Source organism: Candidatus Edwardsbacteria bacterium (genome assembly GCA_018821925.1).
GTDB lineage: Bacteria > Edwardsbacteria > AC1 > AC1 > EtOH8 > UBA2226.
The window spans coordinates 18,295-30,682 of sequence record JAHJLF010000014.1 but is presented as its reverse complement, the minus strand read 5'-3'; the positions used below and the strand labels follow the sequence as shown (position 1 = coordinate 30,682).

At 51.6% G+C, this 12,388-nt stretch carries 14 protein-coding genes; 5 read left to right on the top strand and 9 right to left on the bottom strand.

From position 1 onward, the window contains the following. Genes pal through KJ869_01145 form a run of 5 tightly spaced genes read left to right on the top strand, consistent with a single transcriptional unit; the run spans position 1 to position 2,213 of the window. A complete protein-coding gene (gene pal, locus KJ869_01165) occupies positions 1-498 on the top strand; it encodes a peptidoglycan-associated lipoprotein Pal (protein MBU1575802.1) in 498 nt (165 codons plus the stop codon). Between the two features lies 1 nt (position 499). Next, the gene (ybgF, locus tag KJ869_01160) at positions 500-1,243 is read left to right on the top strand and encodes a tol-pal system protein YbgF (GenBank protein MBU1575801.1); all 744 of its coding nucleotides are present in this window, start codon (positions 500-502) and stop codon (positions 1,241-1,243) included. Positions 1,244-1,271: 28 nt separating this feature from the next. After that, positions 1,272-1,421, top strand: coding sequence for a hypothetical protein (locus KJ869_01155; GenBank protein ID MBU1575800.1), 150 nt, complete (start codon positions 1,272-1,274; stop codon positions 1,419-1,421). Then, positions 1,418-1,627, top strand: a complete 210-nt coding sequence (locus KJ869_01150) for a hypothetical protein (protein ID MBU1575799.1) — start codon at positions 1,418-1,420, stop codon at positions 1,625-1,627. The genes KJ869_01155 and KJ869_01150 overlap by 4 nt, the downstream gene beginning before the upstream one ends. Then, positions 1,608-2,213 carry a tetratricopeptide repeat protein gene (locus KJ869_01145; GenBank protein MBU1575798.1) on the top strand — a complete coding sequence of 202 codons (606 nt, stop codon included), beginning with the start codon at positions 1,608-1,610 and terminating at the stop codon, positions 2,211-2,213. Before KJ869_01150 ends, KJ869_01145 begins: the two co-directional genes overlap by 20 nt. 148 nt (positions 2,214-2,361) lie before the next feature. Here the strand turns inward: KJ869_01145 and KJ869_01140 are convergent, their stop codons facing one another. The 9 genes from KJ869_01140 to KJ869_01100 all read right to left on the bottom strand — a co-directional run bounded on the left by KJ869_01140 (position 2,362) and on the right by KJ869_01100 (position 12,384). Then, the gene (locus KJ869_01140) at positions 2,362-3,636 is read right to left on the bottom strand and encodes a hypothetical protein (GenBank protein MBU1575797.1); all 1,275 of its coding nucleotides are present in this window, start codon (positions 3,634-3,636) and stop codon (positions 2,362-2,364) included. After that, positions 3,633-4,367 carry an outer membrane lipoprotein-sorting protein gene (locus tag KJ869_01135; protein MBU1575796.1) on the bottom strand — a complete coding sequence of 245 codons (735 nt, stop codon included), beginning with the start codon at positions 4,365-4,367 and terminating at the stop codon, positions 3,633-3,635. The genes KJ869_01140 and KJ869_01135 overlap by 4 nt, the downstream gene beginning before the upstream one ends. Positions 4,368-4,382: 15 nt before the next feature. Beyond that, a complete protein-coding gene (locus KJ869_01130; GenBank protein ID MBU1575795.1) occupies positions 4,383-5,633 on the bottom strand; it encodes an ABC transporter permease in 1,251 nt (416 codons plus the stop codon). Further along, positions 5,630-6,343, bottom strand: a complete 714-nt coding sequence (locus KJ869_01125; GenBank protein ID MBU1575794.1) for an ABC transporter ATP-binding protein — start codon at positions 6,341-6,343, stop codon at positions 5,630-5,632. Before KJ869_01125 ends, KJ869_01130 begins: the two co-directional genes overlap by 4 nt. A 509-nt stretch (positions 6,344-6,852) precedes the next feature. Further along, positions 6,853-7,974 (bottom strand): ABC transporter permease, encoded by a 1,122-nt coding sequence (locus tag KJ869_01120; GenBank protein ID MBU1575793.1) that lies wholly within the window; start codon positions 7,972-7,974, stop codon positions 6,853-6,855. Between the two features lie 43 nt (positions 7,975-8,017). Next, positions 8,018-9,172 (bottom strand): ABC transporter permease, encoded by a 1,155-nt coding sequence (locus KJ869_01115; GenBank protein MBU1575792.1) that lies wholly within the window; start codon positions 9,170-9,172, stop codon positions 8,018-8,020. A 3-nt stretch (positions 9,173-9,175) separates the two neighbouring features. Continuing rightward, a complete protein-coding gene (locus KJ869_01110; GenBank protein MBU1575791.1) occupies positions 9,176-10,129 on the bottom strand; it encodes an ABC transporter ATP-binding protein in 954 nt (317 codons plus the stop codon). A 4-nt stretch (positions 10,130-10,133) separates the two neighbouring features. Continuing rightward, on the bottom strand, positions 10,134-11,456 hold the full coding sequence (locus KJ869_01105; GenBank protein MBU1575790.1) for a TolC family protein: 1,323 nt from the start codon (positions 11,454-11,456) through the stop codon (positions 10,134-10,136). 10 nt (positions 11,457-11,466) lie between these two features. Then, on the bottom strand, positions 11,467-12,384 hold the full coding sequence (locus KJ869_01100) for an ABC transporter ATP-binding protein (protein MBU1575789.1): 918 nt from the start codon (positions 12,382-12,384) through the stop codon (positions 11,467-11,469). Between the last annotated feature and the right edge of the window lie 4 nt (positions 12,385-12,388).

Sequence of the window (12,388 nt, the reverse complement as noted above, 5' to 3'; positions counted from 1 at the left end):
ATGAATAGATTGTTGATCCCGTTATGTGTTTTTGCCGCTCTGACTATGGTGTTTTCAGGCTGCGCCAAAAAACAGACCACTCCGCAGGAGGAGATCGTCAAGCCGGAACTCACCGTTGAGAAGCCGATCACCACGCCCGAAGAAAAAAAGCCCGAGGTGAAAATCGATTTCTCCACCGTCTACTTTGGCTTCGATTCATATTCAATAGAGGAGGCCTCCGTCTCCCTGCTCACCGAGGCCGCCAAACTCCTGCGCAGCTATCCCCAGGTATCGGTCAGGCTGGAAGGACATTGCGACGAACGCGGCACCACCGAGTATAACCTGGCGCTGGGCGAGAAGCGCTCGGTGGCCGTCAGGGATTACCTGGTCAACCTGGGGGTGGAGCGCTCCCGCCTGGCCACCGTCAGCTTCGGCAAGGAAAAACCGGCCGACCTCGGGCATAACGAGATCAGCTGGGCCAAGAACCGCCGGGTGGAATTCGTGATCGAAAAGAAGTAACATGAAGAAAACAATCCTGTTCATTCTCTGCCTTCCCCTGCTGGCCGGATGCGGTGTCAAGAAGGAATACGTCCGGATGCGCGACCAGCTGGACTACCTGGAGACCAGCCAGAAGAAGATGGAGAGCCAGATGACCCTGATGGACAGCCTGCTTCGGGCCCAGACCGATATCACCTATCAGCTGAACGCCGAGATGCGCACCCGCTGGGGATCGTTGAACGAGCGGATGATGAGCATGGACCAGCAATACGAGGATCAGCAGTCGCGGCCCATGGTCCAAACCCTGCCGCTGGGTTCCTCGAAGCCCGACAACAGCCAGCAGATAAAACCGCCAACCCCGCCGGAAAAACCCAAGGAGACTTCTTCACAACCCGACCCCAAACAGCTGTATGACACCGCCTATCTGGATATCACCCGGGGGAATTACGACCTGGCCATCGCCGGGTTCCGGGAATTCTTGAAGCTTTATCCCACCAGCAGCCTGGCCGATAATTCCCAATACTGGATTGGCGAAGGATATTACGCCCAGAAAAAATACCAAGAGGCCCTGGCCGAGTTCGAAAAGGTCATCGCCCTGTACCCCAATCAGGATAAGGCGGCGGCGGCCTATTACAAGTCCGGCCTCTGCTATAAAGAACTGGGCAATAAAGCAGCCGCCAGGGAAAACTGGGAAATCCTGATAAAGAAATTCCCGCGCAGCCCCGAGGCCGGACTGGCCCAGGACCGGATAAAAGAACTGCCATAACCCTATAACCATTTTTGGAGAGATAAGAATGCCCAAAGTTGCCGCCAAAAAAAAATCCAAGAAGAGAAGCAATGAACGCCGAACACCGCTTTCGGAGAAAGAATTCCGGGATCTGATCGAGACCGGCAAGGCCACCGAAAAGGAGCGCCGGGCCTGGGAGGAGCGAAGGAAAAAATGAGTTTTTTAAAGAATATCTTTGGGCCCAAAGGAACCAAGCAGGGCCATGCCATCAGCATTCAGCAGGGAGTGGCCGCCAACGCCCTTTCCATCCAGGCCCTGATAAATGTCCTGGTGGCCAAGAACCTCTGCACCCGCCAGGATTTGTTGGATGAGTTGAAGAAGATATCCAGCCAGAATCAGCAGCATGCCCAGCCCAAAAAATAACGACAGCGAGCTTTTCGCCCAGGCCGACCAGCTATCCCGCCACGGTAAGCGCAAGGAGGCCCTAAAAGTTTACCGGGAGATCCTGGCCATTCCGGAATTGCAAAAAGAGAATGCTTTGGTCCTGGAACTGGCGCATTGGGGTCTGGCCGAGCTTTTGATTCTGGAGAGGGATACTGCCGAAGCCGAGAAACACCTGCTGGCCGCCATAGGGCTCAATCCCAATGAGGCCAACTATTACCAGCAGCTGGGCTCGCTCTACAGCTATATGGACCGCTTTGAGGATGCCATCGTCCAGCTGAAGAAGTCCCTGGACATCCGGCCCACCCATCCCCAGACCATGCATCTGCTGGGGTGGGCGGTCTTCATGTCCGGCGATCAGAAGAGCGGCCGGCAGATATTGGAGCAGGCCGCGGCCCTGGATGAATGCGACGCCAGCATTCTGAATGACCTGGCGGTCTGCCTGGTGGAGATGAGATTATATGGTGAAGCCCTGAAACATCTGAACCGGGCCCTGGAGCTGGACCCCGATAACCAGCTGCTTGAATCCTACCGCCAGATGGTGATAGTCAAAAAAGCCTCCTTCTAAGGAGGCTTTTTTATTGTTTCTAAACTTTGGTAGTTTTACGTTTTTGTGCTTTTTTAGCTATCGCCTGATTTATCCGACGGGGTTTTTAGTGGTTAATTTTCAAAACGAACAAAACAATGTTTCCTTGCTTATTGTACGGCGATTCCGGCTAAAAATAAAACTTGGCCCAAAGCTCCACCTTGCTTTCATATTGCTTGCTGCCGTATTCGGAATTTCCTTTGCCGGCAAACAGGGACGGCCAAACGACCAACTCAAAATTTGTTATCGGTTTATAGCTGACGGGAACCCCTACCGAAGAACTGCGGTCTTCCAGATTATAAATCCATTGTACGGCCGGGGTGAAATACAGCCAGTTGAACGGTTCCGGCCAGGATGCCTTGAGATACAGATATTCCCGCATCAGGTTGGAGCTGCCAAAATATACCCGGCTGACACTTAAGGCGCTGGCTATGGCTGCATTGTCGCCCGAAGCGGCCGCATTTACCAAGAACGCATTGTACTCTTCAAATTGATCCCCGCTTAAGCCGGCATCATTAAGGTAATATTCCGCAATAGTGGTGATATTCCATCTATTCAGCCATCTCAGGCCAATAAGGTAGGAGGATCCGTCAATGTTGTCAGTTTGAAGGCTGTCTTGTAGAATATAATATCTGGACTGGTTGGCAAAACTGCTGAACTCTCCGTGGATTTCCAGGCTGGAAAGGATATTCCGCGAAAAATCAAATCCGATACTTTTGGGATTTATCCTGCTGAAATAACCCATCAGATCGATATCCGTATCCCAAAGCAGAAAATAAATCTTTGCGGCGAGGTCGGTCTTTTCCGCCTCCGCTATTTTGCCGTTAATTGTGTTGACCGCGGGCGCCAGGATCAGGTCCATTGATAAATTATTAAGCGCCCCCCTGGAAAAACTTTTGGTATATTGGTAATTCATTGACAAAATTCCCGATTGCGCCAGCTCGGGGTTTTCCGGATCTTTTTGGGGGTTGACATATCCCACCGGATTAAAGGCATACCCTTTGCCCCAATTAAACATCTTTTGCCCCAGCAGCAAAAATGAATTGCCTGGTAGGTCCACATTTCCATAAAGTTCATACAGGCCAAAATCCGCCTGGCTGGCGTCAAAATATTCCAACTGGGTTTTCACATGAACCCCGAGATCTTCGGTCCGGTAGTCTCCGTTTAAATAAAAATCAACCCGGCACGAAGTCAGAACATCGGATAACTGCCGATCGACGTACTGTAAGGAATACAGCGGGGAGTTTTTTCTGCTTTTCAAAAGGGAATATCTGGCGTCAAGCTGGCCGCTTAGCTCCAGGGTTTCCTTTTGAGTTTCCACCGGGGGCACTTCAAAAGAATAATCCTCGGCCCGGGAAACCGCACTGAAGATTAAAAGACAAAGCAGCCCCGCCAAAGACCTCATTTTCTTAACCCCTCAAGCTGGGACATAAAGTTTAGGGTGAACACTTCGTCCTTGAGGGTTCTGGATTTCACCTGGGTATAGATCATGGTTGAAAGGTATCCCTTATATAGCGGGCTGTGCGTTTCTATAACCGCCGGGCGGATCAGGCCATTGCCAAAATTCTTCATTTCCTTAAAGTCCAGGGTTTTTATCAGCATTCCGCTGGCGGAATAGCATTCTATTTTCTTCAAATTTTCGTCTTTGGTGGTCCACATCTTAAGCTTATCGTAGGCCACGGCTTTGTTTTTCGCTTTTAATTCCAGAATATATCCTGTTTCTGTTTTCTCTGTTTTTTCGACATCGTATTCCGCGCTGTAGTCGACCTGCATGATATCGGCGTTGTTGAACACCCCGCCGGTGATGGATTGCAGGCTGGTTATGCGTATCGGCTTGCCCACATTGGGTATGTAAAGCCACATATTATCGCCCAACCTTAAGGTGGTCCTGCCCTTTTCGCTGGCCGGGGAAAGATACAACATGGCAACTTTATCCTTCCCTTTTTTTACCGTATAGAAGATAAATTCTTTTTTTCGGCCGTTGGGCTCAATATTTATCAGCTTCCGGTAGGCCTCATAACTTTCCGGCATAAGTTTTTCGTCTATTCTTTTTAACAGATCGTTTCCGCTTTGGGCCAGGGCCAGTCCGGCAATGGAAACGAACAATATTGCCAGGAAAGCTATTTTGGTTTTCATGGATGATCCTTTCTTTTAAATATGCCTTAATGCTTCAACCGGCTCCATTTTGGACGCCTTGAGCGCCGGCTGCAGGCTGGCTAGGGCGGATATTATAACCACAATTATCAAGGCCAGCAGAACCTCGGTGGTCGGTATTTGAGGTGACAGCGAAAGCTTCATTGATCCAAAGGTGAAATTTAATTTTACCCAGCCGGTAATTAATATCACAACTATGCCTATGATATTTCCGGCTACGGCGCTGAATAAACCCAGCAAGAGCCCCTCGGTCAGGAACAGCGCCAAGATTTTTGAAGGAGCCGTGCCGATGGATGCAATGGTGCCTATTTCCCCGATCCGCTCGTAAACCGACATCATCATCACGTTGAGGATGCTGATCAAAACAATAGCCACCAGGACTATGCGCACCACCATAATCAGTAACGTAACAATCTGCGCTATGCTTGAAAACGGAGACAACTCCTCCCAGGAATGAATTTCAAAACCCGGCTTGCCGGTTTTTTCGCCCGGGTCTTGGGCAATGCTCTTTTTTAAAGAGGCATAGGCTGAGTTTAGTTTGTTAAAATCATTGAGTTTGATCGCAATTTCGGTGATTTCGCCGCCCTCGATCCTTAACAACGATCTGGCATCTTCAATATGAATGTACCCGTCCTTCCCCTGAGGGCCCATTATGTTTTCCGAAACACCCGAAATTTTAAAGGCCATCCCGTTAACCGAGCCGTCTTTATTGGTGGCCACCAGAACGGCATCGTCCCCCACTTTCAAGTTCAGGCCATTGGCGATGTTAAGCGGAATAACGATGGCACCGGGCTTCACGAAAGTGGCCGGATTGGAGTCCCCCTCTTTTATTCTTTTTACCAGATCGGGGCAGGTCATGCTTTCTTTTTCCGGGTAAACCGCGGTCAGCCTCATGTTGGTCGTCTGCGCAAAGTTGCTGATCATTGCCCCGAACCGGATCCTTTCGGAATAGGCCTTCACGTCAGGATCGTCGTCCAATGTAGCTTTGATCGCTTGTAATCCTTTTTCGCTGATGGTGATATCCAGCGGCAGATTATCCATTGACCCTACATAGCCTTTTTTGTGAATCTGAACGTCGCCCAGATTGGAGTTGGTAAGGATGCCGACCACCTCGCTTTTAAATGAGGCCCCAATGCCGCCGAATATTATCACCAGGGCCACGCCCACAGCTATCAGCGAGGATGTCAACAGCGTCCGGCGGGTGTACCTTAATAGGTTGCGCCAGGCAATTTTTATTACGTTCTTCATTTCAGGGATCCTCCTCCGGTGTTTTTATTTTCCTGGGCCTGGGTTATCAAACCGTCCTCGATGGTATAAATGATTTCCGCCTCGCCCACAACCTTGGGGTCATGGGTGGCAAAAATAAACGTGGTGTTGAATTCTTTCTTCATCTCGTGCATAAGTCCCATCACTTTGTAGGCCGTGTCGTGGTCCAGATTTGCGGTGGGCTCATCCGCCAGAACCAGTTTCGGCTCCGTCACCAGTGCCCGGGCTATGGCCACCCTTTGCTTTTGCCCCCCGGAAAGCTGGGACGGGTATTTGTCTTTTTGATCCTTCATCCCCACTTTCTCCAACAGCGCCAGCACCATTTGTTTTCGTTTTTCCAGAGGCACGTTCTGAACCATTATCAGCGGGTATTCAACGTTTTCATAAACCGTCAAAACCGGAATCAGGTTAAAATTCTGGAATATAAACCCGATGTTATCTCCCCGGAATTTAGCCGATGTTTTCCGGTCCATCCGATTGACCTCCACCCCGGCCACCGTGACGGTTCCCTCGGTTGGTTTATCCAAGCATCCGATCAAATTCAGCAGGGTCGTCTTCCCGCTGCCGGAGGGCCCGACAAAAGAAATGAATTTGCCTTTTTCTACCATCAGGCTTATCCCTCGCAGGGCCGGAACAATCACGTCTCCGGCCAGGTAGTTCTTCTTCGCATTTTCAATAATCAGTAGGCTCATCTTACCATCCCCTTTTTGTTTTTTGGTCAAATCAATTCTGCTGCAGTTGTTCTTTCGGGCTGTCGAAAAAACCCCACCATATAATTCATCTTTTTTGCGGCTTGCGATTACCGCTTAGCAATAATCGAACATATTTTAACCGTATATCAGGATACAATAGATTTATTCACAAGTCAAGCCATACCCCAGAAAAACGCTCTCAGACAATACACAGTAGTGCGGCAAATGATGCTATTCATTTCGTCAGCCATCGCATTCCTACCGCCAGATGGTGATAGTCAAAAAAGCCTCCTTTTAGGGAGGTTTTTTTAATACTACCAATCTTTGGCAATTTTACGTTTTGGATAATTATTGATTTAACTAATAAATACTTCAAGAGGTCATTCTCGCGAATGCGAGAATCCAGATCTGGTTGCCCATTTTCACGGGCATGACAACAAAATCGTTCGAAACACTGATAAGAATTATGGGGCTATTTAAGTGTCAGTAAAATAATCCTTCTGTATATTTTATTCCAGCTTTCTTTTGAACCGCATGACGCTGAGCGACAGGATGCCGATCCCAAAAATCAGCAGGGCCAGGGCATGGGGCCACAGTTCAACCAACCCCGATCCCCTTAGGAATATCCCCCGGATGATGGTATAGAAGTACCGCAACGGCAGCAGATAGGTAAGGGCCTGGACCACCAGGGGCATGTTCTCTATGGGAAATACGAACCCGGACAGATAGATCATCGGCATCATCACGAAGAAGATGGCCGTCATCATGGCCTGCTGTTGGTTGGAGGACACAGTGGAGATGAACAGGCCCAGCCCCAAAGTGGTCATGATGAACAGCAGGCACAGGGAAAACAACAGCGGATGGCTGCCCCGGACGGGAATCCCGAACCACTGGGTAGCCACCAGCATCACCAGCAGGATGTCGATGACCCCGATGCAGAAGAAGGGGGTCAGTTTGCCGATTATCAGCTGATATGACTTGATGGGAGTCACCAGCAGCTGGTCCATGGTGCCGTTCTCCCGCTCCTTGACTATGGCCAGGGAGGTCAGCATCATGGTCATTATCATCAGCAACAGCCCTAGCACGCCGGGCACCATGAAATTCCGGCTGCTGAGTTCGGGGTTGTACCATATCCGGATCTCGGGGTTAACCGAAAGCAGGGCATTTTTTCGGGGGCCCGGGGATCCGGCCAACTGGAGGCCGATATAACGGTTGATGATTTGGCTGGCATAGGCCAGGCCGATGCCGGAAGAATTGGCATCCGAACCGTCAGCCAACGCCTGGATCTGGGGCTGTTTGCCAGCCAGCAGATCGTTTCCGAACCCGGCCGGGATCACAATCCCGACCGAAGCTCTGGTCTCGGTAAGGGCAATATCTATATCCGCGGTTCTGGTGGTGCTTTCCACGGTGCGGAAATATCCGGAATTAGTGAAACCGCTCAACAGCTGACGGCTGTAATAGGAATTGTCGTGGTCGCAGACAATCATGCTTACCTCCCGGACATCCAGAGTGGCCGCATAGGTAAAGACCAGCAGTTGTATGGCCGGAGCGATGATGTTGATGGCCACCATCTTGGGATCCCGCATAAACTGCAGAAACTCTTTTTTAATTATATGAAGAATTATTTTCATGTCTTTGTTGCGGTCGAGTTCGATCGACATTCTGTATTTATTATCATAGCCCCGCCCTTTTGATCCTGATGGCGCTCACCGAAAGCATCACCGCGGCAAATCCCATCAGGAAAAGCAGCTGGTCCCAGATCGCGCCGAAACCGGCTCCTTTTAGGATTATGCCCCTCAGGGCCACCAGGTAATACCTGGTGGGCACGGCATAGGTTATCAGCTGTATTGCCTCCGGCATATTTCGGATGGAAAAAACGAATCCCGACAGCAGAAAGGACGGCAGGATGGTGGATATTACCGCCACCAAAAAAGCCAGCTGTTGGGTTTCGGATATTGACGATATCAGCAGTCCCATGCCCAAGGCGCCCAGCAGAAAGATAAAAGTGGTTAGAAACAGCAATAACAAGCTGCCCGTGACGTAGACATCGAATAAAACATAACCCACCACCAGTATGATTGCCGTCGACAGCAGCGAAATAGCAATATAGGGTATCGTTTTGCCCATTATCAATTCCAAGGGTTTTATCGGAGAGACCAATATCTGCTCCATGGTGCCCCTTTCCTTTTCCTTGACTATCGACAGCGAGGTGGAGATGACCCCCACCACCATCAGAATAAAGCCGATCAGCCCGGGAATAAGGAATTTTGCGCTCTTCAATTCGGGATTGAACCATATCCTGGGCCGGTAATCTATCGGCTGGTTGATGGCGGCGGCCCCCATCCGCCGGGCGACCTTGATGGTAAGACGATACGAATAATTTTGGAAAAAAGCATTAAGGTATCCCTGAATGGTGTTGGCGGCATTGGCGTTTACCCCGTCCAATATCACCTGTACCGTCGGGCTCCGGCCCCTGGCCAGGTCAGCTGCATATCCTCGGGGAATCACGATGGCCGCCCGTACTTTTTCACTGCCCAGGAGATGGTCCAGCTCTTTTACCGCTGCCGGCAAATGTTTTACCGTAAAATATTCGCTGTGGGAAAACTCGCTGATCAAATGCCGGCTTTCCTGGCTGATGTCCAGGTCCACTACCGCCAGGGAGGTGTGCTTAACGTCAAAATTCAGGGCATAGCCGAACATCACCAGCATGAACAGCGGAATGAAGAACAGTATCCCCAAGCTCCGCTTGTCCCGCATTATCTGGCGTAGTTCCTTTTTAATGACCGAAGCGACCCTGTCTGTTTTTGTGCCGGGGCTAATCAAAGGCATCGTTCATTTTCCTTCCGGGTTTTCGGTCGGTGTCTTTTTTTCTATTAGGGTGATGAAGACATCCTCCAAGGTAGGGCTTACCTCCCTTATATTTTCAGACTTTATATTTTCCGTCCCCACGGCTTTGATTATCTCCTTTTTGCCGGACTGGACATCCTTGACGCTGACATGAAGCGAATTGCCGAAGATGGTGGTCTCCAGGGCCCAGGGCAGTCCCTGGATCAGGCCCATGGCTTTGACCACATCGTCGGACTTGAATTCCAGGATGGGGTTTTTGATCCATTCTTTTTTCAACTGATTGGGGCTTCCGCTGGCTACGATCCGGCCGGCATGCATCAGGGTGATCTGGTTGCAGTATTCGGCCTCGTCCAGGTAGTGGGTGGTGACGAAAATGGTGGTCCCCCCTGATGACAGTTCGCTGATCAGGTCCCAGAAGCTTCGCCGGGAAACCGGGTCCACCCCGCCGGTGGGCTCGTCCAGGAACAATATCTTGGGTTTATGGAGAATGGCGCAGCCCAGAGCCAAGCGCTGTTTCAGCCCCCCGGCCAATTCGCGGGTCAGCGAACGCTCGCGGCCCGACAACCCCGCCATCTCCAGAGCCCATTGCTTCCTTTTTTTCAGATTTTGCCCATCCAGACCATAGACCCCGCCGAAAAATTCGATGTTTTCCGCTACGGTCAGATCCTCGTACAACGAGAATTTCTGGGACATGTAGCCGATATTTTTTTTAACCAGGTCGGCCTGGCGGTTGATGTCATATCCGCCCACTTGGGCGGTGCCCGAGCTGGAGGACAGCAGCCCGCACAGCATCTTGATGGTGGTGGACTTGCCGGCTCCGTTGGCCCCCAGAAATCCGAAGATCTCCCCTTGCTTCACTTCAAAGCTGACGTTATCGACCGCCACAAAACCGCCGAAGCGCTTGCTTAGCTTGTCCGCTATTATGGATGGGGCAATCATCGTATCAATACTCTCCCAGGGCTTTTTTTAATTTATCTTTGGCGATCTGGCATTCCACCAATGCCCCGGCGTGGCCCACCTTGGCTTGAAGCAGCAGGACCTCGGCGTCCAGCAGATCGGAATTGGTGGCCATTCCCTCAAGGAACAGGTTCTTGACGTTGCGGTAATTCTCCTGGGCCTGGTCCAGCCCGCTCCGGGAGACCTCGGTCTTCTCTCCGGCCTTCTGGACATCCAGCACCGCTAAATTAATCTCAACCCTGACGGCGTCCTCCAACAAAACCAGTCGGTCCTCGGCCTGCCGAAGCAGAGAGCCCGCCTGACGCACCTGGTGTTTGGTGCTTTGCCAGTTCCAGAGATCCATCGACAGCATCACCCCGGCGTCCCAGGTGGCATCGAACTGGTCCCGGGCCGGAAATATGCGGGGATTGGGATTGGCATAGGTGTAATTCCCCACCGCAAACACCTGGGGATACCAGCCGGATTTGGCGGCCATCCTTCCCGCCGCAGTAGCCTCACGGCGGTATTTCTGGCCCGCAATATCCTGTCTTTCGGCCAGGGCCCTCTGGATCAATTCCGGCGGGCTTAAATTCGCAACCTCCAAAGTATCGGGAATGGAGGTGGGGTCTATCTGCGCATCCAGCGGACGGCCGATGAAATTATTGAGATGTATCCCTATGGCCCTGCGGTTGTTTTCGGCATCTATCAGCATCAGCCGGGCATTGGACATCTGCAGTTTTACCTTAAGCCGGTCATTCTCGGTGGCCAGGCCCTGGCCCAGCAGGTTGCCGACATCATTGAGATGATTTCCCAAAATACGGAGGTTCTCTTCGGCCAATTCCTTCACCTTCTGCGCCTGGTAGAGCCTCCAGTATAAGATCTTTATATTCAGGGCCGCCTCGCAGCGCTGAGCCAGATAATCGCTTGAATCCGCCTGATAATTTTTACGGTTCATTTTGATATTGCCGGTCACCCGCCCTCCGGTAAACAGCGGCTGCTGCAGAGTCAATTTGATATTGCTGTTGTCCAGCACCGGCTCGGCGATGGTTATGGTTCTGGGGGCCGGAAAGCCGGGGATGGTCATCTCGAATGACGGAACATCGCTAAGCCGGCTGTAGCCGGCCGACAGTTTCAGGCTGGGCAGAAGAGCCGTGGCTGACTGGTCGGCCGCCGCCCGGCTCCCCTGGGCCCTGGTCTGGACGGCATCCAGGCCCTTATTATTTTCCAAACCGGCTTGGATACAGGACTCCAGGGACATCGGTTCTTTTCCCTGGGCCCAGCCAGAGCCAAACGAAATGAATACTATTGATATTATGATTATACTGCGCATCTTTTCACCTTTATTTTGGCTTCATCAGTTTTATGAACACATTCTCCAGCGAGGGAGAGACCTCCTGCCATTTGTCGCATTCCACTCCCGCCGCCGTAAGTTTTTCTATCAAACCTGGCCACTGTTTTTCCTGGTCGGCCATCATCACATTAAGCCGGTCGCCAAAGGTCTGGACATTGACCGGGCCTAATTCTTCCGATATCATCTTGGCCGCCTTTTTTATATCCTGGCAGACCAATTCCATCACCTGGCCGCCCATCAGCAATTTTATGTTCTGGGGACTGTCTAGGGCCAGGATATTGCCGTTATCCAGCATGGCCACCCGGCTGCACCTTTCGGCCTCGTCCATGTAGGGGGTGGTCAGAAAGATGGTCAGGCCATCGGCCAGCAGGCGGGACAGTATCTTCCAAAAATCCCGGCGGGAGACCGGATCCACTCCGGTGGTGGGCTCGTCCAGAAATATCACTTTTGGGGTGTGGACCAGGGTGCAGGCCAGGGCCAGCTTCTGCTTCATCCCGCCCGACAGTCTTTCGGCCAGACGGCTGCGAAATGGTTTCATCCGGGTAAAATCAAGCAATTCGTCCCGCCGGGCCCGGTAATCACGCACCCCGTGGATCTCGGCAAAAAACTCGATATTCTCGTCCACCGTCAGGTCGCCGTACAGGCTGAACCGCTGGGAAAGATATCCTATATGGGGCTTGATCATATCCATCCGGGACGGGACCTCATGGCCCAGTACGCTTATCCTGCCGGATTGAAAAGGCAGCAGGCCACAGATGGCCCTGATCAGGGTGGTCTTCCCGGCCCCGTCCGGCCCCACCATGGCCAGCATCTCGCCCGGCAGAACATCAAGATCTATACCCTTCAGCACCTGATGCGGGCCAAAAGATTTCTGTAGGCCGGATATTTCGACCAAAGGCTTGGTCATAAGT